Genomic DNA, 26,086 nt, shown 5'->3' on the forward strand with positions numbered 1-26,086 from the left:
TCGTTCGTGATCTTGTGATGGGAGAATAACAAATCTATGGATATCACAGAGTTATTGGCATTCAGTGTAAAGCATAAGGCCTCGGATCTACACCTCTCCGCCGGGGTTCCTCCGATGATCAGGGTTGACGGAGAGGTTCGCAAGATCAATTTGCCCGCCCTGGATCACCGGAAAGTTCACGCCCTCATCTACGACATCATGAACGACCACCAGCGCAAGGAGCTGGAGGAGAACTTCGAGGTGGACTTCTCCTTCGAGGTGCCCGGCATGGCGCGTTTCCGGGTCAACGCCTTCCAGCAGGCCCGCGGTTCGGGCGCCGTGTTTCGGACCATCCCGAGCACTGTCCTGACCCTGGACGATCTGGAGGCACCGGAGATATTCCGCAAGATAGCGGAATTCCCCCGCGGCCTGGTGCTGGTGACCGGGCCAACCGGCTCGGGCAAATCCACCACTCTGGCGGCCATGGTCGATTACATCAACGACAACTTCCACCACCACATCCTCACCATCGAGGATCCCATCGAATTCGTGCACGAGAACAAACGCTGCCTAGTCAACCAGCGGGAGGTGCATCGCGACACCAAGAGCTTCAGCAATGCCCTGCGCTCGGCCCTGCGTGAAGACCCGGACATCATACTGGTGGGGGAAATGCGCGACCTCGAGACCATCCGTCTCGCCATGACAGCGGCCGAGACCGGTCATCTGGTGTTTGGCACCCTGCATACCTCCTCGGCGGCCAAGACCATCGACCGTATCATCGACGTCTTTCCGGGATCCGAGAAAGACATGGTGCGCTCCATGCTCTCCGAATCCCTGCGGGCGGTCATCTCCCAGACCCTGCTCAAACGGATCGGCGGCGGCCGGGTGGCGGCCCACGAGATCATGATGGGCATCCCTGCGGTGCGAAACCTCATCCGTGAAGACAAGGTGGCCCAGCTCTATTCCGTCATCCAGACCGGGATGACCCACGGCATGCAGACCATGGACCAGAGCCTCAAACAGCTGGTCAATCGGGGCATAGTCGCCGCCCTCGATGCCAAGGCCAAGGCAGTCGATCCCAACACCATTTAAGCCAGCCCCCAAGGAGACGTTATGAACATGGATGTTCTGCTCGCAGCACTGGTTGAACAGAAGGGCTCGGATCTCTTCATCACCGTCGATGCCCCTCCCACCCTCAAGGTGAACGGGCGCTTCATCCCCCTCGGCGATAAACCGCTCGACAGGGAAGCAGCCCTGACCCTGGTCAGGGAGAGCCTGGATCAGGCCCACTTTGAACGCTATACCCGCACCCGGGAGGCCAACTGCGCCATTCAGCGGGCAGCCCTCGGCCGGTTCCGGGTCAGCGCCTTCTGGCAGCAGGATATGCCGGGCATGGTGCTGCGCCGCATCGAGACCAAGATCCCCACCTTTGACGAGCTGATGCTGCCCCCCATATTGCAGGACGTCGTCATGGCCAAGCGCGGGCTGGTGCTGTTCGTCGGCGCCACGGGCGCCGGCAAGTCCACCACCCAGGCGGCCATGATCGGTTACCGCAACCAGCATGGTGAGGGCCACATCCTGACGGTGGAGGATCCGGTGGAGTTCGTCCATCAGCACGATCGCTGCCTGGTGACCCAGCGGGAGGTGGGACTAGATACAGAGTCCTTCGACACCGCACTCAAGAACTCACTACGCCAGGCGCCGGACGTCATTCTCCTCGGCGAGATCCGCTCCCAGGAAACCATGGAGTTCGCCATCCAGTTCGCCGAGACCGGTCACCTCTGCCTCGCCACCCTGCACGCCAACAACGCCAACCAGGCACTGGATCGCATTCTCCACCTGGTGCCGCAGGAGAAGCACCGCCAGTTCCTGTTCGATCTCTCCTTCAACCTGCGCGCCATCGTCGCACAGCAGCTGCTGCCCGCCACCCATGGGCAGCGCCGTGTCGCCGCCTTCGAGATCCTGCTCAACACGCCTCTCATCACCGACATCATCCGCAAGGGAGAGATGCAGCGGCTCAAGGAGGTGATGACCAAATCCAGCGAACTCGGCATGCAGACCTTCGATCAGGCGCTCTTCACCCTGTTCTGTGCCGGCCAAATTGGCTACAGTGAGGCCCTTGCTCATGCCGACTCCGCCAACGACCTGCGGCTGCTCATCAAGCTGTCCGGTCGCGAGCAACTGGGAGCCGGCACACTCGACAACGTCACCCTGGATGAATGAGGGGGCGTCCGTCACCGCAATGAAAGGAGAGTTATGCTGATTGTGGTTTCCCCGGCCAAGACGCTGGATTACGAGTCGCCTCTGGTGACGTCCCGTTTCACCCAACCCGAGCTGCTGGACCACTCCGCCGAGCTGATAACGCGGGCCCGCGAGCTGAGCCCGGACCAGATCGCCAGCCTGATGAAGATCAGCGACAAGCTGGCCGGTCTCAACGCTGCCCGGTTTGCCGAGTGGCAGCCGGACTTCACCCCGGCCAATGCCCGCCAGGCCTTGCTGGCCTTCAAGGGGGATGTCTACACCGGGCTCGCGGTGGACGACTTCAGCGATGGTGATCTCGACTTCGCCCAGAACCATCTGCGTATGCTCTCCGGCCTGTACGGGGTACTGCGCCCGCTGGACCTGATGATGCCTTATCGCCTTGAGATGGGCATTCGCCTGGACAATGCACGCGGCAAGGATCTCTACCAGTTCTGGGGCGACATCATCACCGCCCGTCTCAACCAGGCGCTGGCGGCCCAGGGGGACGACGTGCTGATCAACCTCGCCTCCGACGAATATTTCAAATCGGTACGCCCGAAATCCCTGCAGGGGCGCATCGTCACGCCGGTGTTCAAGGACGAGAAGAACGGCCAGTTCAAGATCATCAGCTTCTACGCCAAGAAGGCGCGCGGCATGATGGCCCGCCACATCATCAAGCACCGCCTGACCAGGGTGGAGCAGCTGACGGGCTTCGACGCCGAAGGCTACTATTTCGTGCCGGAAGAGTCCGATGCCAACACGCTGATGTTCAAGCGCGCTGAAAATTAATTACAAACGGAGGGAACCAAGTCAGGGATCCTCGGGTCTGACTCTGTGAATCCTCTGTTGTAAGCACTTTTTGTTGGCCGACGTTCATGCGTCGGCTTTTTTCTGTCCGCTGCATCCCGGTGCTGGCCCGCCAGGCAGCAAAACGGCCATCCGAGGATGGCCGTTGCAACTGCGCTCTGGGGCATTACTTCTTTTTCTTCTTCGCCGACTTCTTGGCATCCTTCGGCTTTTTCTTCTTCACCGGCACTCGCGCCTCCTTGTGCTTGGGGCGCAACTCGTCGATCACCCGGCGCTTGAGGCGCTCCTCGGTGTAGCGCTCAATCTTGGCCACCATGGCCATGTCGTGGGCTTCCACCAGGCTGATGGCGCAGCCGCGGTTGCCGGCACGGCCGGTACGGCCGATGCGGTGCACGTAGACATCGGCGCCGTAGGGCATGTCGTAGTTGATGACATGGCTGACGTTCGGCAAATCGATGCCGCGGGCGGCCACGTCGGTGGCGATGAGGAAGGGCACCTCCCCTTCGTGGAACTTGCGGATCGACTCGATGCGCTTGGCCTGCTCCATCTCGCCACGGATCCAGGCGCAGGAGACACCCGCCGCCTGCAGCTGGCCGGAGAGCTCCGCCAGCCGCTCACGAGTCTTGACGAAGATGATGGCCTTCTGGGTTTCCGGGTTCTTCAGGATGTGCACCAGCAGGGCCAGCTTGTGGGCGGCGTCGTCCGCCAGATGGACCCACTGGGTGATGGGGCGGCGTTCGCTGCGGGGCGGCTCGGCGTGCAGCTCCACCGGATCTTTCAGGATCTCGCTCGCGAACTTCTCAAGGCCGGCCCCTTCCAGAGTGGCGGAGAAGAGCATGGTGTGCTTGCGGTAGCGCGCCTCTTCCACGATGCGGTTCACGTCCTTGATGAAGCCCATGTCCAGCATGCGGTCAGCTTCATCCAGCACCAGCACCTCGATATCGTGGCTCTCGAACTCCTCTTTCTCGATGTACTCGAGCAGGCGCCCAGGGGTCGCCACGACGATGTCGGTGGTCTTGGTCAGGGCGGGCAGCTGCTCTTCGTGGCTCACGCCGCCGATGATGGTCTCGATGCTGAGATGAGTGTGCACCGCCAGCGCCTTGGCGTGGGCACTCACTTGCAGCGCCAGCTCGCGGGTCGGGGTCAGGATCAGCATGCGGCAGGGGCCCGGCTTGCGGCGCGGGAAATCCAGCAGGTGCTGCATGGCCGGCAACAGGAAGGCGGCGGTCTTGCCGGTCCCCGTCGGGGCGGATGCCAGAATATCGCGGCCGTCCAGGGCTGGCTCCAGCACCATCTGCTGAATGGTGGTGGGGCGGGTGAATCCCATCTCGGCCAAGGCCCGGCTGAGGGCTGGATTCAGGTCGAAATCATCAAAGGACTGGCTCATGGCAATACTCGGTCATTAAGGAAACGGCAGATTATAGGCGATTATGTCGTCGGCTCCTATGGTGACTGTGTCTTAGCCGCTATAATCGCCGACCATTTTCTGCGGGCAGGCACAGGACGGGAGCCGGATGGGACGAAACAGCGGTTTTACCTTCAAGCAATTTCACATCGACCACGACCGTTGCGCCATGAAAGTGGGGACCGACGGCATCCTGCTGGGCGCCTGGGCCCCCGTTGCCGGAGCCCGCCGGGTGCTGGACATAGGAGCCGGCAGCGGCCTCATCGCCCTGATACTGGCCCAGCGCACCACCGACAATTGCATGATTGACGGGGTCGAGCTGGACAAAAATGCAGCCGGGCAGGCCAGGAAGAACGTGGCAGCCTCCCCCTGGCAGGGCCGGGTCAGCATCATAGAGAGCGCCATCCAGGACTATAGTGCCGCCCCCTATGACCTCATCGTCTCCAACCCACCCTACTTCGTGGCAGGCCAGACATTTAGCGACCCGGCAAGGGCGCTGGCCCGCCATACGGGGGCGCTGGATTCCCGCGAATTGCTGGCCGCCAGCCAGCGCCTGTTGAGTCAGGATGGCCTGCTGGCCCTGGTGCTGCCCACGGCGATGGCGGATGAAATTTTATGCATTTCGTCGAGTTATGATCTGCACGCTGTTTGTTATACAGCTGTTATCACCAGAGCGGGAAAAGAGGCAAATCGTGTTTTATTGCTGCTTGGCAGAGGATCAAACAAGTGCGAGAGGGGTGAAATTGTGATCCATTCTGCTGATGGAACCTATTCCGACAGATACATCCAACTAACCAGCCCCTTCTATTTGAAGATGTAAATTTTGTCTTGAACTATTTTTTCACATCATTATGCTGACTACCAAATGAGCGCCCGCTCAAGACCAGTTCAAACCACTGGTCGCGATGAAAAAATCAGCGGGGCTCTTTTTTTTACCCCCGAACAGTACCGGTCACTGACCAATAAAAAACTATAACAAGCAATAGTTTACAAGACAGACGAGGTTGAACTTGACGAAATCACTCACATTGTCCGACGTACTCGGATTGGGCTTCATGACCTTCGCCTTCTATCTGGGCGCAGGCAACATCATCTTCCCGCCCCTGGCCGGCTTCATGGCCGGTGAGCACCTCTCCCTGGCCATGCTGGGCTTCCTGGTTACCGCCGTGGGTCTGCCCCTCATCACCATCATCGCCGTCGCCAAGGCCGGCAACGGCTGGGCCGGCATGACCAAGCTGCTGCCAGCGGGCGTAGCCACCGCCCTGGCCGTCGCCATCTACATCATCATAGGCCCGGCCTTTGCCGCCCCCCGCACCGGCCTGGTCGCCTATGAAATGGGCCTCAAGCCCTTCCTCGGCGACATGGGCCAATCCGGTCTGGCCGCTTATACCGTGCTCTTCTTCGGGGTCGCCATCCTGGTCTCCCTCAACCAGGGCAAGCTGATGGACGCAATCGGCAAGTACCTGACCCCGGTGCTGATGGTACTGCTGCTGACCCTGGCCATCGGCGTTTTCGTCGCCCCCCAGGGCACCATGCCTGCCGCATCCGGTGACTACCAGAGCGCACCTTTCGTGAAGGGCATCCTGGAAGGCTACAACACCATGGATACCCTGGCGTCCCTGATGTTTGGCGCCCTGATCGTCGATCTGCTGCGCCAGAAAGGCATCAACGACTACCAGAGCCAGTTCAAGTACCTGGCCATCGCGGGTATCATCTCCGCCATCGGCCTGTCCGTGGTCTACGTCTCCCTGTTCCAGCTCGGCAACACCGCTGCCGGCGTCGCCACCGACGTGACCAATGGCGGCGCCATCGTCAATGCCTATGTGCTGAGCCTGTTTGGACAGCCGGGTCAGTTCATTCTGGCCGCCATCATCACCCTGGCCTGCTTCACCACCGCCGTGGGTCTGATCTCCGCCTGTTCCGACTTCTTCCACAACCTCACCGGCATGAGCTACAAGAAGCTGGTGGTGTTGCTGGGCGTCATCTGCGCCGTGGTGGCCAACGTGGGCCTGAGCCAGCTCATCAGCCTCTCCATCCCGGTACTGGTCGCCATCTACCCGGTTGCCGTGGCACTGGTGCTGGTCACCTTCCTGAAGGGTTACTTCGGGCGTCCCCGCCTGGTGTTCCGCTCCGTGCTGCTGGTCGCCTTCCTGTTTGGCTGCCTGGACGGCCTGGGTGCCGCCGGCATGAAGATGGATGCGTTCGCCTTCCTGCCGCTGTTTGACAAGGGCCTGGCCTGGTTGCTGCCGACCCTGCTGGCCTGCGGTCTGGGTGTCATGGTGCGCGGTGGCGATAAACTGGCTGCCGAAGCCGCCTGATATCTCGCGACATCGCCAACAAGATAAAAAAGAGGCCAGCTGATGCTGGCCTCTTTTTTTTGAGCGGTCATGGGGACTGGAACATGCCACCTATCGACAGGGGATCTCAGAGCAGGGACACCGGCTTGGGCTTGCCGGCCAGGCCGTACCAGTGGTGCTCAATCCGGCCTGCATGCCAGCGCAGGGTGCACCAGGGCTGATCGGCCTGCCAGCGCGGGAAGTTGATCTCCACGCTGTTGTCTTCGTACTTGTAGATGGAGGTACTGATCTCGATATCCGACAGGATGAGCAGCACCACCCCACCGATGAAACTCCATTTCAGCATCTTCCACATGGCGGTTACTCGAAGCAGATCTCTATGGTGGCACGGCCATACTCCGAGTCGAACGGCATCATGATCTTGGCGCCGTCGGCCCGGTGGGTGATGGTGTGATTGGGACCGGAGACGATGACGGGGGTCGCCATGTCGAACTCATATCCCTTCTCCCCCAACATGCGCTTGGCGCCGCCCGTCACCATGTTGGTGATCTCGCCCACCATGTCGGTCACTTCCTCATTGATGGTGGTCGGCGCTTCCCCCAGCATGCGGCGCATGATTTCCAGCGCCAGCCCCTTCTCGAAGCTGATGGAGAGGGAGCCCCGGGTCTGCGGACCCACCATGCCGATGAGGCCGGAGACGTCCCCCCGCGCCAGCTCGTCCGTCTTGCGCTTGGGGGCACCGGGTTTAAGCTCCAGCTGCGCCATGGTGGAGAGCACGTTGAGCAGGGAGAGCAGGAACGGGTTTACAAAATCAGCCTTCATCTTGACTCCCTACGGTGGCAGAGCAGCTCGCACATTGACCATGGGCTTCTATGGTCTTGTTGGTAATAGTAAAACCATGCAGGCGAGCCTGCTCGGAAAAGGCGGCGTCGATGGCCGGATCGTGCAGCTCCACCACCTCCTTGCAGCGATCGCAGATCAGCAGCTGCATCGGATGGGCATGGTCGAAGTGGCAGCAGAAGATGAAGGCGTTGAGCGACTCCACCTTGTGGGCAAATCCCTGCTCGAGCAGAAAGTCGAGGGCCCGATAGACGGTAGGGGGCTTGGCATGGGCCTCGGTCTGCTGCAACTGGGCCAGCAGATCATAGGCGCTGATGGCATTGCCATGGGCGGCAAGCAGCCGGAACACCTGGCGCCGGGTCGGAGTGAAACGGATCCCGCGCTGCTCGCAGAGGCGCTCCGCTCGTTGTAGAAGTTGGTCTTGATTCATGTTCACGCAGATACCCTGTCAATTAGCCGGATACTATCACAGGGCCTCCCTGGCGCGGGGACAAAATTCATTTTCGGAGCCTGTCTCACGTTGTGGTAGAATCCGCCCCCTTGTTTGGCCAACCCGGATGATTTTTATGCAGGCGCAGCGCTTCTCCATCGCCCCCATGCTGGACTGGACCGATCGGCATTGCCGTTACTTCCACCGTCTGATGACCCGTCAGACCCTGCTCTATACCGAGATGGTGACCACGGGCGCCATCATCCACGGCAAGGGGGACTACCTGGGCTACAGCGAGCAGGAGCACCCCATCGCCTTGCAACTGGGTGGCAGCAACCCGGCGGATCTGGCTCGCTGTGCCAGGTTGGCCGAGGAGCGTGGCTATGACGAGGTCAACCTCAACGTGGGTTGCCCGTCTGATCGTGTCCAGAACGGCCGCTTCGGCGCCTGCCTGATGGGCGAACCCGCCTTGGTGGCCGACTGCATCAAGGCGATGCGCGACGTGGTGGATATTCCGGTGACCGTGAAGACCCGCATCGGCATCGACGAGCAGGACTCCTACGAGTTTTTGCAGGCTTTCATCGAGCAAGTGCGGGATGCCGGCTGCGATACCTTTATCGTCCACGCCCGCAAGGCCTGGCTAAGCGGCCTGAGTCCGAAAGAGAACCGCGAGATCCCGCCGCTGGACTACCCCCGCGTCTACCAGGTCAAGCGAGATTATCCGGATCTGACCATCGCCATCAACGGGGGCGTCACCAGCCTGGAGCAGTCCCTCGAACACCTGCAACACCTCGACGGTGTCATGATGGGACGCGAGGCCTACCAGAACCCCTACATCCTGGCCGAGGTCGACAACCGGATCTTCGGCATGACCGGCGAGGTGCCAAGCCGCCACGAGGTGGTGCGGATGATGCTGCCCTATATGGAGCAGGAGCTGGCCAAGGGCAACTACCTCTCCCACATGACGCGCCACATGCTGGGCCTGTTCCAGAACATGCAGGGCGCCCGTGCCTGGCGCCGTCATCTCAGCGAAAACGCCTGCAAGCCCGGGGCCGACATCCAGGTGGTGCTGGACGCCATGGCCAAGGTGCCGGAATTCGCGCCAGCCGACTCGGTGGAGTAATCATGTATCGCTTCACCGGTTCCTGGCTGCACAAGGCGCTGGTCCGCCTCTGTGCCGGCCTGCTCGCCATCCTGGGCATCAAGCTCAGCGCCTTCTACTTCATCGGACTGCTGATCGTGCTGGGGCTGCACCGGGATCAGATCCTGGGCTGACCCTGGCTGACAAGATAGAGACAAGTAAAAGCCGGAGCAGCGATGCTCCGGCTTTTTTGTCTGCGGCGCGGACCATTCTGGGCCAGGCTCACTCCTCCTGCGCCACGAATTGTAGCTCCGGGGGAGAAGAGGTCAGCACGTCGGCGCAGTAATCCCAGGTCGAGATGCGATAGTGCTGCAAGTCTTCATCCAGATGCAGGCCATCGGATTCCTGATGGAACCAGCTGGCGAAACGGGACGGGGTGATCAGCTGGATCTGCTCCTCGATGACGTGGCTGTCACGCCCTTCCGCCAGATCACAGTCCTCCATCACCCTCACCGCGAAGATGTGGCGGAAGCTGACCCGGCACATGGGCTGTGGCGGCAGGTCGATGCTACGGGCGCGACCCAGCATGACGATCAGGGTATCGCTCCAGATGTCCTGGTGCAGCTCGGCCACGACCAGGCCGGGGGGAAGCTGGCGAGCGGGGGCCCAGGGGATGGCCACCTGCCGAATGGCATTCTTCTGTTCCATATCCACCTCACTACAGCGCATGCCATATCCTGAGTGTATCTGAAACCAATTCCAATGAAGATGGCAAGAAAAAACCCGGCAGGTGCCGGGTTTCATCTGATTACTTAACGCGATTACTTGACGGCGTCTTTCAGCGCCTTGCCTGCCACAAAGGACGGCACATTGGCGGCTGCAATCTGGATCTCTTTGCCAGTCTGCGGGTTGCGACCGGTGCGGCCCGCGCGATGGTTGACCTTGAAGGTACCAAAACCCACCAACTGAACGGCATCGCCCTCTTTCAGGCTCTGGGTAATACCATTGATGATCTCTTCCAGAGCGACTTTGGCCTGAGCTTTGCTCAGGTCTGCTTTGGCGGCAATTGCATCGACAAGTTGAGCTTTGTTCATAACATTTCCTTTATGATCGGGCATTTAGCACCGGGCCACTCTATTCAAAAAAAAACCCTCAGGCAAAGGCTTTATCAGCCGGATTGGCTTGAATGCTGGGGTTTTCATCAAGATCTGCGGAAATAGTCACATATCTCGTCCCTTTGCCTTCCAGATGGGTGACGGGACGCGAGAATCCGGCGGAGACTTGTATGCGGCCCCCTGCCTGATGTAACAATATCCCTACACTCCTATTGACGGTCAACAGTATTTTCCCTAGTTATAGGAGTGTCGTCAGTCGATGAGAATGACCGGAGGCGTGCGGCCAGGGTGTCGCAGGCCATGCCCATGGAGGGACTATGTTAACTGAACTGGAAAAAACCAAGCGCGCACTGGCAGGCAAGCACAGAGCGATAGACGACTGGCTGGATGCCAGGCAGGCGTTGCTGGTCGAGTACATGCGGCTGGCCGGGCTCATGCCGACCCGCGCCAAACAGCGCTCCCTTCCCGGCCATGTCGAGCTGCAACGCTTCTGCGAACAGCTGGTCGACTACGTCAGCGCCGGTCATTTCGAGATCTACAACCACGTGGTCACCGCCTTCGAGCAGGCCAGTGGCGACAAGCTGGAACTGGCCAAGCGCATCTACCCCCACATCCGGGCCTGCACCGAGTTCGCACTGGAATTCAACGACAAGTACAGCAATGCCGACGAGGCCCAGCTGCTGCAACTCGACGAAGATCTGAATCAGCTGGGGCCCGTCCTGGAGGACAGGTTCAAGCAGGAAGACAGACTGGTCAAGGCGTTGCAGGTCGTCGAGTCCCTCAGTCATCAGCGGGTCTGATAGCCAATACCGGAGCCAGTTCAAGATCCTGATGTGCCAGCTGCATTACACTCTGGAACATGAACGACTAGCCCTGTGCTCGCACGCAGACCGGAGACGACCATGGCCGAGCGCCGCCACTTTACACGCATCTTCTATTTGACCGCCGCCAAGCTCACCCAGGGCGCGAACCGGTGGCACACCCAGCTGGTCGATGTCTCCCTGCAGGGAGCCCTGCTGCTCAGGCCCGAGGAGTGGTCCCCCGGCGACGACAAGGAGTACGAGATCAGCTTCATGCTGGGGGGCAGCGACATCGAGATAAGGATGCAGGTCGAGCTGACCCACGTGGCCAGCAAGAAGCTCGGTTTCTATTGCCACCACATCGACATCGACAGCGCGACCCATCTCAAGCGGATGATCGAGCTGAACATAGGGGAGGAGCAGCTGCTCTATCGCGAGCTGGAACAACTGCTGCAAGAGCACAGGGAGCACATTCCCCCGACCGCGCCCTGACAAGGGTCAGAGAACAAAAAGGAGCGTCTCGACGCTCCTTTTGTTTTCCATCACTTTTTGCTTTGTCTCACAAGGCCTCGAGGGCATCGGAGAGCTTCTTCACCGGCACCACCTCCATCCCCTCGATGGGATGCTTGGGGGCATTGGCGTGGGGCACTATGGCTCTGCGGAAGCCGTGCTTGGCCGCCTCCTGCAGCCGCTCCTGACCGGAGGGCACGGGCCGGATCTCGCCGGACAATCCCACCTCCCCAAAGACCACCAGATCCTTGGGCAGGGCCTGATCCCGGAAACTGGAGACCATGGCCAGCAGCAGTGCCAGATCCGCGCTGGTCTCCTCGACCTTGACCCCGCCGACCACGTTGATGAAGACGTCCTGATCCGCCATCTGCAACCCGCCGTGGCGATGCAGCACCGCCAGCAGCATGGCGAGACGGTTGTGATCCATGCCCACCGCCACCCGGCGCGGATTGGAGAGCTGGGAGTAGTCCACCAGCGCCTGCAGCTCCACCAGCAGGGGACGGGTTCCCTCCCAGATCACCATGACGATGGATCCCGGAGCCTGCTCCTCCCCGCGGCTCAGGAAGATGGCGGAGGGGTTGCTCACCTCCTTCATTCCCTGCCCCGTCATGGCAAAGACGCCGAGCTCGTTGACCGCGCCGAAGCGGTTCTTGTGGGAACGCAGGGTCCGGAAGCGGGAGTCATGCCCGCCATCCAGCAGCACGGAGCAGTCGATGCAGTGCTCCAGCACCTTGGGGCCGGCCAGGGTGCCGTCCTTGGTGACATGGCCCACCATGAAGATGGCCACGTGGTTCTGCTTGGCATAACGGGTCAGCAGGGCGGCCGCCTCCCGCACCTGGGAGACGGAGCCCGGCGCGGACTGCACGTCCGCCACGTGCATCACCTGGATGGAGTCGATGACCATGATCTGGGGCTGCTCCTGCTGGGCGATGAGGCAGATCTGCTCGACACTGGTCTCCGACAGCATGCGCAGCTTGTCGGTGGGCAGGCCCAGACGACTGGCACGCATGGCCACCTGCTGCAGGGACTCCTCTCCGGTGACATACAGGGTCTTCATGCGCTCCGCCAACCCGCACATGGTCTGCAACAGCAGGGTCGACTTGCCTGCCCCGGGATTGCCGCCGATCAGGATAGCGGAACCGGGCACCACACCGCCGCCAAGCACCCTATCCAGTTCCTTGAATCCCGAGCTGAAGCGGGGGATCTCGGTCGTGGCGATCTCCGCCAGCGTCTGTACCTGACTGCCGATGGCACCGGCATAACCGGTATAGCGGGCGCTCTTGCCGGGGGTCGCAACCCCCAGTCTCACCTCGGTAATGGTGTTCCACTCCTTGCACTCGCCACACTGGCCTTGCCAGCGGCTGAAGGCGGCACCACATTCGGAACAAACATAGGCGGTTTTGTTTTTGGCCATGGATAACTCGGGGACAGGATGAATTCCTGCTTGATATACTGGTTTGCGACCGACAGATCAAACCCAGAATCGGAAAAGTGACTTTCCGCGGCAGGAATACATGGATTCAGAACAGCCCCTACACCTGATAGAACAACTCGTCCCCCTGCTTCGGGAAAAGGACTTCGACGACATCTTCAACCGCTTGACCCAGAACGAGAATACCAACAGTCGTTTCTTGCTGAAGATGGAGCTCAAGCGCAAGTGTACCCCCTGCCGGCGCGTGATCGACATGCGCAACGAGCTCGGTGCCCTCTGCCATGTCCACGAGTTCGACGGGGTGATCCACTTCATGCCTGCCGAGGCCATCGAGCTGTTTCAGTCCCAGTGCTACCTCTACCGGGACAGCTATACCCTGGGGGTCTACGAGACGCTGCAAGCCTGGTACAAGCTCAATCAGGGGCGCAGTGACAACCTCGCCCTGCCGCTCAACCCGGTTCGCTCCTTCGATGTCAGCGCCATACCCTTCGCCAGCCACTATGGCCGCCAGGAGGAGCGCATGCACTTCAGCTCCCCCATGGTGCTGCGCCTGGCCAGCGGGGAAAGACTGCAGGCCAAGAGCTCGGACATCTCCCTCGGCGGGATCCGGGTCTCGGTGCCCTATCTGCCCCAATACCAGAGCGGCGATCAGGTCGACGTCTTCTTCACCGGCCTGGAGCGTGAGCACCCCCACCCCATGCTGCGCCAGCCGATCGGCTACCAGATCCTGGGGGAGGAGCAGAAAGAGGGCAAATACTGGCTCCGCCTGCTCAAAAGCGGCGACACCCCCGCCTTCGACGACCTCCTGCGCGACTTCATCGAGCGCAACCGAAGCCGTTACCGGGTCAGCGTCGACTACCTGCTGTCGGCCGCCGTCATCAAGGGGTATGAGCAGTTCTATCTGCCGCGCATGACGGGCATGCCGCTCTTCTTCGGCAAGGGCAGCACCCCGGCCCTCGAGATCGCCCTGCGCACCGAGAACAACCAGCACATCCTCGAGTACTGGCGCGACGCCAAGAACCGCGACATGCTCGCCACCCTGTTCACGGCGGCGCGGATGCCCTCCCTGCTGCCGGGCAAGGAGGGGCTGCGCGAAACCCTGATCTACAGCTTCACCCATTCGGTGCGCAGCCACCTCTACTTCTTCTCCGCCACCCGGGAGGAGCTGGAGCAAAGCGGGCTGACGGCCCTGTTTTTCCAGATAGGCTCCCGCCGCCCCAGCTGGCGAGTCTACAAATTCAGCCTGGAGGCCTGCACGCTGCACGAGGCCGACCTCGACAGCCAGAAGGGCGGCGCAGGGCACCACCTGCAGGACATGCTGCTACGCGAGCGGCTCGGCCGCCTGGGCTATGTGGGCATGCTGCAGGAGATCGGGCTCGACACCCAGCGTGACGAATTCCAGTTCGACGCCAGCCAGACCCACAATGCCAACGCCTTGCAGCGCTTTGGCCACGACATTCATGCCGTCCCCTTCGAGACAGAGACGCTGCACTATGTGCAGCTGCGCAAGGAGGCCCGCTATGTACACAAGACGGCCATAGTACTGCGCCACAAGGAGCGCGCCTGGGTCGGCTGGACTCGCGACATCTCGGCCCACGGCATGCAAATCGAGCTGGAGGAGCCCCTCGACGGGGAAAAGGGGGACATCATCCGGGTCGCCCTGCCCCGTTTGCAGGATCTCGCCAGGAACATGGATCTGCAGCACCTGCCCTATCGGCTGGTCAGCCTCAATCTGAGCCGTACCGTGCTGCACCTCTGCATCGAGGGGGAGGCGGAGCGCCACATCGGCCACCAGTTCTTCAGCCTGCTCATCGAGAGCAACCAGAACAAGCTCAAGACCACGGTGGAGCACAAGCGCTATCGCGGCATGGCCCGTGCCCTGCGCAACCTCTATACCCATCACCTGTTCAATACCCCTATCTATGTGAACAAACTCAAGGCGGCCCCCAGGCCGGCCGCAGCCGGCCTCTCTTCCCGGCCGCGCAGCCTCTCCCGGCTGCTGCGAAGCTGTGCCGAGCAAGAGGACCAGCTCAACCTCTACCCCCTTCTCCAGGGGGCGCTGCTCAAGACGCTGCTGCTCGACCCCCTGCGCGCCATCGTTCGGGAAGACAAGCCGGAAGAGGAGGAGGTCTACATCGCCAACCTCCACTCACAGGGAGGCGCCCCCCTGTTTCGCAGCCACCTGGCCAGCAGTTTTGTGTCGGTGGAGCAGAAGCGCCACTTCATCGAGCTGGCCCTGCAACAGGGGGAGTTCTACTCGGTACTGGTCGGCATCTCCCGTACCGGCCGCCCGGATACCAGCTTCATCGCCAACGAGCTCGACTACATCGCCAAGTTCGCCATTCACAAGGCCAAGAAACTGGAGGAGGAGCTGTGGAGTGTCGTGGGGGTGGTTGAGCTGACCGACACCACCGAGGCCACCCTGTTCCGCCTCGGCATACCGTCAGGTACGCCTTAGCCGGTCGGGCCAGGCGCCACAACGAACAACGTGCACCAGGGGTGCCCGTTTTTCGTGTATCACGCCGCCTGGGGATTACGCAGCCAGGCGAGGATCTCGGGGAAGTGATCCTCCTGGGCCTGGGGCGCCGTCAGCATGTTGATATGGTCGTAGTCGAGCCGATTGCCGTTGTCCCGTCCGAGGCGGGTGTGCCGCACGGCCGAGCCCATCTCGTCGCTGAAGCGCCGCACGTCGACGGGATGGCCCAGCACCTTGTCAGCCTTGGCCGAGATCATCCAGAGCGGTGGCCAGTTGACCCCGGCCGCCGCCTCGTCATAGGCAAAACCATCGAACGGATCCCGCCAGGGGCCGCACTTCACCCAGGGAATGGTCTCCTGCAGATAGCGCAGGGGCTCGTCGTCGGCCCCGATCTTCAACCTGCGAGCAGCCAGGAAGCCGCTGTGCCGTGCCAGCCAGGGGGCCAGGCGGTTCCAGATCAGATCCACCTTCAACCAGCGCTCCGGGCTCTGTACCGAGACCCCCCGCTTGGTGCCGAAGAACACCAGGCTCGCGATCTCGTCCGCCAGCGCGGGAAAGCGTACCAGGGTGGACGCCATGATGACCCCGCCCCAGGAGTGGGCCATCCAGTGCACTCGGGCACCGGCATGGCGGGCAGACACCCAGCGTTGCAGGGCGGGCAGATCCTCGGTGATGAGCTCATGCTGGCCGTGACCGGCCCGCTCGGCGATGGCCGGGGTGCTGAGCCCCCGGCCACGCAGGTCCGCCACATAGACCTGATAGCCGTGCCGTGCCAGGAAGCAGGCCAGCCCCTTGCCGGATTCGGTGTAGAAGATGCGGCCGTTCTCGATGGCGCCGTGCACCATCAGAATGGGATCCGCGTGCACGGCGACACCGGGCTGGATATGGCGTACGTGCAGCCGGTGTTCGCCGCAGGGGACGAACAGGGATTGTTGCAACAGTTCCATCTTGTTCTCGGCTCCTCCTTGAGCAGACTCAGCCCCAGCGCAGATCTCGGCAGGCGAGCGCACCGAGCAGACAGAGCACCCCTTCCAGATCGTGGTGATTGAGGGTCGCCGCCGCCTGGGTGCGCACCAGGGGTTTGGCGTGGATGGCGATGCCAAGACCGGCCACCCCCATCATCTTGAGATCGTTGGCGCCATCGCCGACGGCCACCGTCTGTGCGGCGGGGATCCCGTGCTCCTCGGCCAGGCGCTGCAGCACCTCGGCCTTGACGGCGGCATCGACGATGGCGCCGCTCACCTGGCCAGTCAGCAGGCCCCCTTCCACCGCCAATTCATTGGCGAAGATGGCGTCCAGACCCAGTGCCCGCTGCAATTCCCCGGCAAAACGGGTGAAGCCGCCCGATGCGATGGCCACCTTCCAGCCGGCCTCTTTGAGGGTATCGACCATCAGCTGCAGGCCCGGCATCCAGGGCATGTCGGCCGCCACCTCGTCGAGGATGGTGACAGGCGCGCCTTCCAGCAGGGCGACTCTGGCCCGCAGGCTGTCGGCGAACTCCAGCTTGCCCTGCATGGCAGCCGCCGTGACGGCCGCCACCTGCTCGCCGACGCCAGCCAGTCGTGCGATCTCGTCGATGCATTCGATCCGGATGGCGGTGGAATCCATGTCCATCACCAGCAGGCCTGGCTCACTCAGGGTGGGCAGGGCGGCCAGATGGCAGAGATCGATGTCCCACTCCTGACTCTTCAGGGCCTGCACCAGCTCGGGAGAGAAACGGTCCGTCCCGAGCAGCAGCAGGGGAATGCCGGCCTGCCCCCCCACGGGATAGAGGCTCGCCGCCATGTCATGACTGGCCAGCAGGCTGGCCAGGCGGGCCAGATGACCGGCCTCCAGCCCCTTGCCAAACAGAACGAGCCAGGCGCCGTCATGGGCACTGGCCGCCGGCAGCAAGGCTTCGGGAGTGAGCTGCCAGCAGGGGGCGCTACACAGGGCGGTGGACCAGTCATGCAGGGAACGGGGGAGTTGGGACAACAACATAAGAGAGACGCCTTCCTTGGAAATCATGGGGTTCAACATGCCGACCCAGAGTAGCGTATTGCTTTTTGTACAGGCAAGCGCCAAGATCCCGCGTGCCGGGCGGGCAAGCCGTCCGCCTTCCTAGTTCATCCATCACCAGAGGCCTGTGCCGTGCGTCACCTTCCCATCAAACGAGTCATCAGCCTGGCGGCGGGGATCCTGCTCGGTCTCTGGGTGCTGGTGCTGCTCATTCACATGCAGGGAGAGAGTCAGGCCGCGCTGCACAGTGCGGCGCGGGAGCGGGCCCAGGCTCTGGTCGCCTATGCCGCCCGGGACATGAGGCGCTGGATCAAGGAAGACAAGGAGAGCGAGCTGGAGCGGCTGGCCCAGGATCTGGCTGCCGAGCCCGACATCCTGGATGTCACCCTGTATGACGCCCGCGGCATTCCCCTCGCCCAGTCGGACAAGGCCGTGCCCCTGGACAGCCTGCTGCCCATCGGCACCGACAACAAGTCCCTGCCGGAACAGGGCAAGGGACGCGTCCAGTTCGTGCAGGAGATCCTGGAGGGGAACCTGACCCTGGGCTACCTGAGGATCACCCTGGAAGAGCAGAAGCTGCTGGCTGCGCAGGATACCCACCTCAAGGTGAATCAGGAGAAGCAGCGCCTGATGCTGCTCGTCATGTTGCTTGCCGGCCTGCTCATCTCCTACGGGGTGCGCCGCAACTATGTGCGGGTTCGCAAGCACAAGAAGCAGAGCAAGCCGGTCACACCGCAAGAAGGGGGGTAGATCGCGCCAGCCTGCTTGTATATAACTCTGACAGGATGACTGGCAGGAGAACCACATGATTGCCCCCCCCTTGCCGCTGGACGAGCACAGCAGACTGGAGCGACTGCGCGTCCTCGGCCTGCTCGACCGCGAGCCCATCGACCAGCTGGATCGCCTCACCCGGCTCATCACCCGCCATTTCTCGCTGCCCATCGCCATGGTCTCCCTGACCGACGTGAACCGGCAGTGGTTTCTCGCCCGCACCGGCGTCGCGCTGTGCGAGATCAGCCGGGAACACTCCTTCTGCGGCCACGCCATCCTGCGCCCCGACATCATGCAGGTGCCGGATGCCAGGCTTGACCCGCGCTTTGCCGACAACCCGCTGGTGACGGACGAGCCCCGCGTGGTCTTCTATGCGGGCCGACCGCTGCGGGCACTGGATGGCGTGGTGCTCGGTACCCTCTGCCTGGTGGATCATGCACCGCGCCACCTCGACGAGGAAGACTGCCGCGATCTCGACGACTTCGGCCACCTGGTGGAGAGCACACTGCACGATCTGGAGCGACGCCATCAGGTACGCAGCCTCAACCAGGTGCTGGAGGACAAGGACCACCTCTTCACCCTCACCTTCACTCAGGCGTCGGTGGGCATGGCCCTGTCTTCGGTCGAAGGACGGTGGCTGCGAGCCAACCCGGGGCTGGAACGGCTGCTCGGATACAGCGAACAGGAGATGCTCAGCCGCACCTGGCACGCCATGACCCACCCCGAGGATCTGCCGAGGGAGCTCGCCCTGTTCACTGCACTCCTCGCAGGGCAGCGCCAGGACTATCGCCTGGAGAAGCGGATGATCCGGGCCGATGGCAGCCTCTGCTGGGTGCAGCTCAGCGTGACCCTGTGCCAGAACCATACCATGGCCCCTCACCTGATCGCCGTGTTCGCCGACCTCACGGAGCGCAAGCAGGTCGAAGCCGAGATGCTGCAACTGCAGCAAGGACTCGAGCAGCAGGTGCGCGAGCGCACCCACGAGCTGTCGAGCACGGTGGAGCAGCTGCATCGCGAGATGCAGGAGCGCGGCACCGTGCAGCAGCGCCTGTGGCAGGAGCAGCGCCGGCTGCAACACATGCTGGAGCACACCAGCAACGCCTTCCTCGAACTCGACGAGACGCTGGTCATCACCGGCTGGAACCCGGCCTCCACCACCCTGCTCGGCTGGCATCCCGAGGAGATGCTGGGGCGCCCCCTGCCCGCCCTGCTCGGCAACGAGCACCCTCTGCTGGCTCAGTTGACCCATTCCCAGACCACGCCTCGCCGTCTCGAGTGCGACATAGGTACCCGCGCCGGCCGCCACATCCCGGTCGAGGTGATCGCCGAGCGCTACCAGTTCGACGGCAAGGTACGCCTCGCCCTGTTCCTGCACGACATCAGCGCACGGCGCCAGGTGCTGGCCGAAATCGAGCGCGGGCGAGCCCGGCTGCGGGCCATCACCGACGGCCTGCCGGTCACCATCAGCATGGTCTCCCCCGAGGGGCGCTACCTGTTTGCCAACCAGGCCTACTGCCGCTACTTCGGGCTGGATCCCGAGCGGATGCGGGAGATGAGCGTGCGGGACGTCATCGGCGAGGAGGCCTATGATCGGGCCATCACTCACCTGGATCGGGCCGTGGCGGGCGAGCAGGTGAGCTTCGAGAACCGTTTCGAGCTGCCCATCGGGCGCCGCGATCTCAGGATCACCATGATCCCGAGTCGTGGCGACGAGCCCGGGGTCTACATCCTCGGTAGCGACATCACCGAGTTCAAGGCACTGCAGGACCAGCTGGAGCACGAGGCGGCCCACGACCCCCTCACCGGCCTGCCCAACCGGCGCGCCTTCACCCTGCGCCTCTCCCGTGAGCTGGAACGGGTGCATCAGAATGCCGAGCCCCTGGGCCTGCTGTTCCTCGACCTCGACGGCTTCAAGGGGATCAACGATCGCCTCGGCCACCACGTCGGCGATACCCTGTTGCAACGCTTTGCCGAGGTGCTCGCGGCCGAGGTGCGCCCTGGCGACATGGTGGCGCGTCTCGCCGGTGACGAGTTCACCGTCATACTTCCCGCTCTGCGCCAACCAGAGCTGGAGCTGCCCGCCCTGTGCGAGCGCCTGCTGGCAGCCATGGCCGTGCCCGCCGACGTGGCCGGCCACCCGCTGCCCCTCGCCGGCAGCATAGGCGGCGCCCTCTGCCGCTCCGGCCAGTACTGCCACATCGACGATCTGCTGCACCGGGCCGACAGCGCCATGTACCAGGCAAAACAGGCTGGCAAGGGGCGCTTTGCCCTCGATCTGTGACCGACACGCCAGGGCGCTGACTGACAAACATCAAGAAACAGGGAGGCGTGATGCCTCCCTGCTCGTTTTACCCGTCCCGAGATTTTCTCAGTCCGAGACGATCTCCCAGGAACCGTCCGCGTTCTGGCAAGCGGTACCGAACGCATCCTCCTTTTTGCCCCCGACATTGACGGTCTGCTGGAATTCACGGCAGTAACGACCGTTGTTGCTGGTGCCTTCCCGCACCGCCGTCACCGAACCGTTGGCATTGCCGTCGCTCCAGGTGATGGGATCGTTCAGGGGAGCCGTGGTTGCCCTGACCTGGGCGCTCTCGTGTTCACGCTGCTGCGCTTCATTCAGGTTGTCGAGGATCTTCAGGGTGATGGCGGTGAAGGCCAGCCACTTCCAGGCATCGTTGTCATCGTAGTAGTTGCCATAGCCCCCGTACCAGTGGCCATAGGGGCGCACCACCACCACGTCGTGATAGACCCGGCGCCGGTTGGGGGGAACGACGATGTGGTTGTGCCGATTGTTGATGACCACGTTATTGCCATGGATGTCGCGACTGTTGTCAAACTTGCGGTGATCGTCGATATGACGATTCTTGATCTGGTTGCCATCCACATGACGATTCTGAACATGCAGCTGACGGTCGCTCGAGTGAACCGGACGGGTCGCCTTGTCCCGCGCCCGCACGTTGCCCCAGCCCTCCTTGAACTTGACCGACTCCCGATTGACCTGGCGCGGCGCGGTATGCTGGCGCACCGCCTTGGGCTGGACCGGTTTGTGCTGCACCGGCCTGTGCTGTGGGACCCTGTGTTGCGTCGCCCTCTGCTGGAGCCTGCCCTCCGCCGCCGCCACCTCCTGCCATCCCATGGGCACCAGCAGGATCAGCAGCAACGGGGTCAAAATATGTATTCGTTTCATGGTGTCAGCCTCGTGAGGAGTTGCCCGAAAGTATAGACAGCGCAACCTGGCTGCCACTGACGCTCACGAGGAATAAAAAAACGGCGACCCGAGGTCGCCGTTTTGCGTGAATACCGATGTGGCGGGATCAGTTGTCGCCCAGCAGCACGGAGTCCAGCGCGATTTCGATCATGTCGTTGAAGGTCAGCTGACGCTCTTCGGAGGTGGTCTGCTCACCGGTACGGATATGATCGGAAACGGTGCAGATGGTCAGTGCCTTGGCACCGTACTCGGCGGCCACGCCGTAGATACCGGCGGCTTCCATCTCGACACCCAGGATGCCGTACTTTTCCATGACGTCGAACATGGAGGGATCCGGGGTGTAGAACAGGTCGGCGGAGAAGATGTTGCCCACGCGCACGGCGACGCCCTTGTTCTTGGCGGCTTGCACGGCATTGGCCACCAGGTCGAAGTCGGCGATGGCGGCGAAGTCGTGATCCTTGAAGCGCAGACGGTTCACCTTGGAGTCGGTGCAGGCACCCATGCCGATCACCACGTCACGCAGTTTCACGTCTTCACGCACGGCACCGCAGGAGCCCACGCGGATCAGGGTCTTCACGCCGTAGTCGGTGATCAGCTCTTTTGCGTAGATGGAGCAGGACGGGATGCCCATGCCGTGGCCCATGACGGAGATGCGACGACCCTTGTAGGTGCCGGTGAAGCCGTACATGTTGCGCACGTCGCACACCTGCTCGACGTTCTCCAGGAAGGTCTCGGCGATGTACTTGGCACGCAGGGGGTCACCCGGCATCAGCACGGTATCAGCAAAGGCGCCATCTTTCGCATTGATATGAGGAGTTGCCATTCTCTTTATTCCTTCACACTAGGTTGAGTTTTATTGTCTTTATTGGGTTGCCCGCCACCTCGCGGCGGCGGGCCGGTACATTACAGGAAACTGGTGCCGTATTGCAGCTTGGGCAGGCCGTGGTAGGCCGCGATGCTCTGGCCGATGTCGGCAAAGGTCTCGCGACGACCGACGGAGCCCGCCTTGACCGGCTTGCCGTAGAACAGCACCGGAATGTATTCGCGGGTGTGGTCGGTGCCGCTCCAGGTCGGGTCGCAGCCGTGGTCGGCGGTCAGCACCACCACATCGCCCTCCTGCATCACCTCGAACAGCTCAGGCAGACGGGAGTCGAAGTACTCCAGCGCGTCGGCGTAGCCCTTCACGTCACGGCGGTGGCCGTAGGAGGAGTCGAAGTCCACGAAGTTGGTGAAGACGATGGTGTTGTCACCGGCGGCCTTCACCTCTTCCAGGGTTCTGTCCCACAGCTCGGCCAGACCGGTGCCCTTCACCTGCTTGGTGATGCCCTGCTGGGCATAGATGTCGGCGATCTTGCCGATGGAGACCACCTGGCCGCCCGCGTCCTTCATGTAGTCCAGCACGGTCGGCGCCGGCGGCAGCACGGAGTAGTCGTGACGGTTGCCGGTGCGCTTGAAGTCGCCCTTGCCACTGCCCACGAACGGACGCGCGATGACGCGGCCGATGTTGTAGGGCTCCAGCAGCTCGCGCACGATGTGGCACAGCTCATAGAGCTTCTCGAGGCCGTAGGTCTCTTCGTGGCAGGCGATCTGGAACACGGAGTCGGCAGAGGTGTAGAGGATCGGCTTGCCGGTGCGCATGTGCTCTTCGCCGAGATCGTCCAGCACCTGGGTGCCGGAGGCGTGGCAGTTGCCGAGGTAGCCCGGCAGGCCGGCCTTCTCGACGATGGCGTCCAGCAGCTCCTGCGGGAAGCTGTTGTGGTGATCGTGGAAATAGCCCCACTCGAACAGCACGGGCACACCGGCAATCTCCCAGTGGCCGGACGGGGTGTCCTTGCCGGAGGAGAGCTCCTGGGCGAAGCCGTAGGCGCCGATCACCTCGATCTCTTTCTTCAGGCCGGCTGGGAAGACGCCGCTGGCGAGCTCGCCCGCGTGACCCAGACCCAGCTTGTTGAGGTTCGGCAGGTTGAGAGCGCCACGGCCCTCGATCTCGCCGGCGGCGCAGGCCTTGGCGATATGGCCAAGGGTATTGGCGCCCACATCTCCGAACTTGTCGGCATCGGCGGCAGCGCCGATACCGAAAGAGTCCATCATCAGAATAAAGGTACGTTTCATGGGACTTCCCCTTGTTACAAATCAGCCAGACCGATGCGACGGTAGACCTCGGGCAGTGCCTCTGGTCGGGTGTCACCGATCTTGACGGCAGCCTGCACCATGCGGGCGGCCTCGGCAAATTGAGCTTCTGTCTGAGCGTGGATCAGGGCGAGCGGCTTGTCAGCCTCGACGCTCTGCCCCAGGCGGATAAAGTCGGTCAGACCGACTGCGTAATCGAGTTTGTCGCCCGCGGCGCGACGGCCACCGCCCATGGCGACCACGGCCAGACCCAGTTCACGGGTATCCATGGCGGTGACGAAACCGGCGTTGGCCGCGTACACCGGGCGTACGATGGCAGCCTTGGGCAGGTAGGCGTCGTAGCGCTCCATGAAGTCGGCGGGGCCACCGAGGCCGGTCACCATGCGACCGAAGATCTCGGCCGCCTTGCCGTTGTCCAGCACGGCCTGCAGCTTGGCACGGGCCTCTTGCTCATCGCGGGCCAGACCGGCGGAGATCAGCATCTCGGCACACAGGGCCATGGTCACTTCGTGGATACGCGGGTTGCGGTATTCACCGGTCAGGTAGCGCACCGCCTCGCGCACTTCCACCGCGTTGCCGGCACTGGAGGCCAGCACCTGGTTCATGTCGGTCAAGAGCGCAGAGGTGCGGCAGCCGGCGCCGTTGGCCACCGCGACTATGCTCTTGGCCAGCTCCTCGGATGCCTCAAAGGTCGGCATAAAGGCGCCGGAGCCCACCTTGACGTCCATCACCAGCGCTTCGAGCCCGGAGGCGAGCTTCTTAGAGAGGATGGAGCCGGTGATCATGGCGATGGATTCGACGGTGGCCGTGATGTCGCGCACCGCATAGATGCGCTTGTCGGCAGGTGCGAGATCGCCGGTCTGGCCGATGATGGCGACACCCGCCTCTTTTACCACTTTCAGGAAGCGGTCGTTGTCTACCGAGGTCTGGTAGCCAGGAATGGCATCCAGCTTGTCCAGGGTACCGCCGGTGTGACCCAGGCCACGGCCGGAGATCATCGGCACGAAACCGCCGCAGGCCGCGACCATGGGGCCCAGCATCAGGGAGACGACGTCACCCACGCCACCGGTGGAGTGCTTGTCGACGATGGGGCCACCCAGATTGAGGTGGTCCCAGGTCAGCACCATGCCGGAGTCGCGCATGGCACAGGTCAGGGCAACCCGCTCATCCATGGTCATGTCTTTGAAGTAGACCGCCATTGCCAGGGCCGCAATCTGGCCCTCGCCGATGGTGTTGTTGGTAATGCCCTGAACGAAGAATTGAATCTCTTGGGTACTGAGCGCTTCACCGTTGCGCTTCTTGCGAATGATTTCTTGAGGCAAAAACATCTTTCATTCCCTCCGTGCGTCACGCACGAACACTGACCGAACAGGATCCGGAGAGGGGGCGGCACACCGCCCCCTGCCGTCGCTTAGTAACCGCTGGTGTTGGCCGGCTTGTCGCCGTGCCCCAGGGTTGCCAGCAGGCTCGCCAGCAGGCTGGAGGCGCCGAAGCGGAAGGTGCGGGCGGATACCCAGTCTTTGCCCAGGATCTCTTCGGCCATGGCCAGATATTGGCCGGCAACGGCGGCGTCTTTCACGCCACCTGCGGGCTTGAAGCCGACGCTCGGGTTCTTGGCCTTGATCACTTCCATCATGATTCTGGCCGCTTCCGGGGTCGCGTTCACCGGCACCTTGCCGGTGGAGGTCTTGATGAAATCGGCACCGGCGTCGATGGAGATCTCGGAGGCGCGGCGGATCAGCGCTTCTTCTTTCAGCTCGCCGGTCTCGATGATCACCTTCAGCAGCACCTTGGCGCCACAGGCTTCCTTACAAGCTTTGACCAGATCGAAGCCGACCTGTTCATTGCCAGCCATGAAGGCACGGTACGGGAAGACCACGTCCACTTCGTCGGCACCATAGGCCACGGCGGCGCGGGTCTCGGCCACGGCGATCTCGATGTCGTCGTTGCCGTGGGGGAAGTTGGTCACGGTCGCAATGCGCACGTCGGCAGCACCGATGTCACGCAGGGTCTTGCGCGCGATGGGGATGAAACGGGGATAGATGCAGACGGCGGCGGTCAGGCCGGCCGGAGACTTGGCCTTGTGGCACAGGTCGATCACCTTCTGATCGGTGTCGTCATCGTTCAGGGTGGTCAGGTCCATCAGGTTCAGGGCGCGTTGGGCGGCCAGTTTCAGATCAGTCATGCTATGTCTCCAAAGTCTTGATAAGCCCCGTCCCTCCACGATCGGCCGTCACCGGACACCAAGGTCGGCAAGGAGCGATCCCGGCGCAACGGGATATGGAATTGCAGCGCAAGTGCACAGGCAATACGGCTGCAAATTAGGCAAGAGCCCTGTCACTTTCTTACAAAAGTGCGGACTTGGTTCCATGAAGACTTGAGAAAGGCAGACAAGGTCTGACCCGACTTCCCAATCAATTCCATTTGACCGCCAACACCCGGATGCACCGGGCATTAGTCAATGCCAGCACCCTGCTGGCATCGCCTATTTCAGCCGAGATACCCCGTGTTTGCAAGCCGGATTTGCCAATTTCAGAGGTATCTCACACCCGGCAAACCCAGCACT

At 62.4% G+C, this 26,086-nt stretch carries 26 protein-coding genes; 12 read left to right on the forward strand and 14 right to left on the reverse strand.

All coding sequences use genetic code 11. The features are described 5' to 3' along the window. Positions 1-36 precede the first annotated feature (36 nt). Genes tapT through yaaA form a run of 3 tightly spaced genes read left to right on the forward strand, consistent with a single transcriptional unit; the run spans position 37 to position 3,009 of the window. A complete protein-coding gene (gene tapT / locus I6L45_RS03670; protein WP_216983475.1) occupies positions 37-1,071 on the forward strand; it encodes a type IVa pilus ATPase TapT in 1,035 nt (344 codons plus the stop codon). A 21-nt stretch (positions 1,072-1,092) separates the two neighbouring features. Beyond that, on the forward strand, positions 1,093-2,202 hold the full coding sequence (locus I6L45_RS03675; RefSeq protein ID WP_216983476.1) for a PilT/PilU family type 4a pilus ATPase: 1,110 nt from the start codon (positions 1,093-1,095) through the stop codon (positions 2,200-2,202). Between the two features lie 33 nt (positions 2,203-2,235). Continuing rightward, positions 2,236-3,009, forward strand: coding sequence for a peroxide stress protein YaaA (yaaA, locus tag I6L45_RS03680; RefSeq protein ID WP_216983477.1), 774 nt, complete (start codon positions 2,236-2,238; stop codon positions 3,007-3,009). A gap of 184 nt (positions 3,010-3,193) precedes the next feature. Here the strand turns inward: yaaA and srmB are convergent, their stop codons facing one another. Continuing rightward, positions 3,194-4,414, reverse strand: coding sequence for an ATP-dependent RNA helicase SrmB (gene srmB / locus I6L45_RS03685; RefSeq protein ID WP_134694885.1), 1,221 nt, complete (start codon positions 4,412-4,414; stop codon positions 3,194-3,196). Between the two features lie 127 nt (positions 4,415-4,541). Here srmB and I6L45_RS03690 point away from each other — a divergent pair, with 127 nt between their 5' ends. Both I6L45_RS03690 and brnQ read left to right on the forward strand, forming a co-directional pair. Next, the gene (locus I6L45_RS03690; RefSeq protein ID WP_216983478.1) at positions 4,542-5,252 is read left to right on the forward strand and encodes a tRNA1(Val) (adenine(37)-N6)-methyltransferase; all 711 of its coding nucleotides are present in this window, start codon (positions 4,542-4,544) and stop codon (positions 5,250-5,252) included. Between the two features lie 235 nt (positions 5,253-5,487). Beyond that, on the forward strand, positions 5,488-6,750 hold the full coding sequence (gene brnQ, locus I6L45_RS03695; RefSeq protein WP_043757542.1) for a branched-chain amino acid transport system II carrier protein: 1,263 nt from the start codon (positions 5,488-5,490) through the stop codon (positions 6,748-6,750). A 106-nt stretch (positions 6,751-6,856) separates the two neighbouring features. Here the strand turns inward: brnQ and I6L45_RS03700 are convergent, their stop codons facing one another. Genes I6L45_RS03700 through zur form a run of 3 tightly spaced genes read right to left on the reverse strand, consistent with a single transcriptional unit; the run spans position 6,857 to position 7,999 of the window. After that, positions 6,857-7,084: a hypothetical protein gene (locus I6L45_RS03700; protein ID WP_216983479.1), complete on the reverse strand. Its 228-nt coding sequence runs from the start codon at positions 7,082-7,084 to the stop codon at positions 6,857-6,859. A gap of 5 nt (positions 7,085-7,089) precedes the next feature. Beyond that, positions 7,090-7,551 (reverse strand): chemotaxis protein CheX, encoded by a 462-nt coding sequence (locus I6L45_RS03705; RefSeq protein WP_043757502.1) that lies wholly within the window; start codon positions 7,549-7,551, stop codon positions 7,090-7,092. Then, the gene (gene zur, locus I6L45_RS03710) at positions 7,541-7,999 is read right to left on the reverse strand and encodes a zinc uptake transcriptional repressor Zur (protein ID WP_043757539.1); all 459 of its coding nucleotides are present in this window, start codon (positions 7,997-7,999) and stop codon (positions 7,541-7,543) included. The genes I6L45_RS03705 and zur overlap by 11 nt, the downstream gene beginning before the upstream one ends. A 136-nt stretch (positions 8,000-8,135) precedes the next feature. Here zur and dusA point away from each other — a divergent pair, with 136 nt between their 5' ends. Continuing rightward, positions 8,136-9,122, forward strand: a complete 987-nt coding sequence (dusA, locus tag I6L45_RS03715; protein ID WP_043757499.1) for a tRNA dihydrouridine(20/20a) synthase DusA — start codon at positions 8,136-8,138, stop codon at positions 9,120-9,122. A gap of 2 nt (positions 9,123-9,124) precedes the next feature. Further along, positions 9,125-9,274, forward strand: a complete 150-nt coding sequence (locus I6L45_RS03720) for a hypothetical protein (RefSeq protein ID WP_081843590.1) — start codon at positions 9,125-9,127, stop codon at positions 9,272-9,274. 88 nt (positions 9,275-9,362) lie between these two features. Here I6L45_RS03720 and I6L45_RS03725 read toward each other — a convergent pair whose 3' ends face one another. Next, positions 9,363-9,788, reverse strand: coding sequence for a hypothetical protein (locus I6L45_RS03725; protein ID WP_216983480.1), 426 nt, complete (start codon positions 9,786-9,788; stop codon positions 9,363-9,365). 113 nt (positions 9,789-9,901) lie between these two features. Further along, positions 9,902-10,174 carry a nucleoid-associated protein HU-alpha gene (hupA, locus tag I6L45_RS03730; protein ID WP_005305063.1) on the reverse strand — a complete coding sequence of 91 codons (273 nt, stop codon included), beginning with the start codon at positions 10,172-10,174 and terminating at the stop codon, positions 9,902-9,904. 338 nt (positions 10,175-10,512) lie between these two features. Here hupA and I6L45_RS03735 point away from each other — a divergent pair, with 338 nt between their 5' ends. Both I6L45_RS03735 and I6L45_RS03740 read left to right on the forward strand, forming a co-directional pair. Beyond that, positions 10,513-10,995 carry an Rsd/AlgQ family anti-sigma factor gene (locus I6L45_RS03735; protein ID WP_043757493.1) on the forward strand — a complete coding sequence of 161 codons (483 nt, stop codon included), beginning with the start codon at positions 10,513-10,515 and terminating at the stop codon, positions 10,993-10,995. Positions 10,996-11,097: 102 nt separating this feature from the next. Further along, on the forward strand, positions 11,098-11,487 hold the full coding sequence (locus I6L45_RS03740; RefSeq protein WP_043757491.1) for a PilZ domain-containing protein: 390 nt from the start codon (positions 11,098-11,100) through the stop codon (positions 11,485-11,487). 67 nt (positions 11,488-11,554) lie between these two features. On the opposite strand, the gene radA is transcribed toward I6L45_RS03740, so the two are convergent. Continuing rightward, positions 11,555-12,919, reverse strand: a complete 1,365-nt coding sequence (gene radA, locus I6L45_RS03745) for a DNA repair protein RadA (RefSeq protein ID WP_043757488.1) — start codon at positions 12,917-12,919, stop codon at positions 11,555-11,557. A 100-nt stretch (positions 12,920-13,019) separates the two neighbouring features. Here radA and I6L45_RS03750 point away from each other — a divergent pair, with 100 nt between their 5' ends. Continuing rightward, positions 13,020-15,395: a PilZ domain-containing protein gene (locus I6L45_RS03750; protein WP_216983481.1), complete on the forward strand. Its 2,376-nt coding sequence runs from the start codon at positions 13,020-13,022 to the stop codon at positions 15,393-15,395. Positions 15,396-15,454: 59 nt separating this feature from the next. Here the strand turns inward: I6L45_RS03750 and I6L45_RS03755 are convergent, their stop codons facing one another. Beyond that, positions 15,455-16,360, reverse strand: coding sequence for an alpha/beta fold hydrolase (locus I6L45_RS03755; protein WP_216983482.1), 906 nt, complete (start codon positions 16,358-16,360; stop codon positions 15,455-15,457). 28 nt (positions 16,361-16,388) lie between these two features. Further along, positions 16,389-17,393, reverse strand: coding sequence for a phosphoserine phosphatase SerB (gene serB, locus I6L45_RS03760; RefSeq protein ID WP_216983483.1), 1,005 nt, complete (start codon positions 17,391-17,393; stop codon positions 16,389-16,391). A 150-nt stretch (positions 17,394-17,543) separates the two neighbouring features. On the opposite strand from serB, the gene I6L45_RS03765 reads away from it, so the two are divergent. Both I6L45_RS03765 and I6L45_RS03770 read left to right on the forward strand, forming a co-directional pair. Further along, complete coding sequence (locus tag I6L45_RS03765) at positions 17,544-18,161, forward strand: AhpA/YtjB family protein (protein WP_043757478.1); 618 nt, start codon at positions 17,544-17,546, stop codon at positions 18,159-18,161. A 55-nt stretch (positions 18,162-18,216) separates the two neighbouring features. Next, positions 18,217-20,463 carry a PAS domain S-box protein gene (locus I6L45_RS03770; protein WP_216983484.1) on the forward strand — a complete coding sequence of 749 codons (2,247 nt, stop codon included), beginning with the start codon at positions 18,217-18,219 and terminating at the stop codon, positions 20,461-20,463. Positions 20,464-20,550: 87 nt separating this feature from the next. Here the strand turns inward: I6L45_RS03770 and I6L45_RS03775 are convergent, their stop codons facing one another. The 5 genes from I6L45_RS03775 to deoC all read right to left on the reverse strand — a co-directional run bounded on the left by I6L45_RS03775 (position 20,551) and on the right by deoC (position 25,705). Further along, positions 20,551-21,369 (reverse strand): RT0821/Lpp0805 family surface protein, encoded by an 819-nt coding sequence (locus I6L45_RS03775; protein WP_254204368.1) that lies wholly within the window; start codon positions 21,367-21,369, stop codon positions 20,551-20,553. A gap of 127 nt (positions 21,370-21,496) precedes the next feature. After that, positions 21,497-22,213, reverse strand: a complete 717-nt coding sequence (gene deoD / locus I6L45_RS03780; RefSeq protein WP_043757474.1) for a purine-nucleoside phosphorylase — start codon at positions 22,211-22,213, stop codon at positions 21,497-21,499. An 80-nt stretch (positions 22,214-22,293) separates the two neighbouring features. Continuing rightward, entirely contained in the window at positions 22,294-23,502 is a 1,209-nt protein-coding gene (locus I6L45_RS03785) for a phosphopentomutase (protein ID WP_210549468.1), read from the reverse strand. Positions 23,503-23,516: 14 nt separating this feature from the next. After that, a complete protein-coding gene (gene deoA / locus I6L45_RS03790) occupies positions 23,517-24,848 on the reverse strand; it encodes a thymidine phosphorylase (protein WP_043757469.1) in 1,332 nt (443 codons plus the stop codon). An 83-nt stretch (positions 24,849-24,931) separates the two neighbouring features. Continuing rightward, positions 24,932-25,705 carry a deoxyribose-phosphate aldolase gene (gene deoC, locus I6L45_RS03795; RefSeq protein WP_043757466.1) on the reverse strand — a complete coding sequence of 258 codons (774 nt, stop codon included), beginning with the start codon at positions 25,703-25,705 and terminating at the stop codon, positions 24,932-24,934. Positions 25,706-26,086 lie beyond the last annotated feature (381 nt).

The sequence above is a fragment of the Aeromonas sp. FDAARGOS 1415 genome (genome assembly GCF_019048365.1).
Classification (GTDB): Bacteria; Pseudomonadota; Gammaproteobacteria; order Enterobacterales; family Aeromonadaceae; genus Aeromonas; species Aeromonas taiwanensis.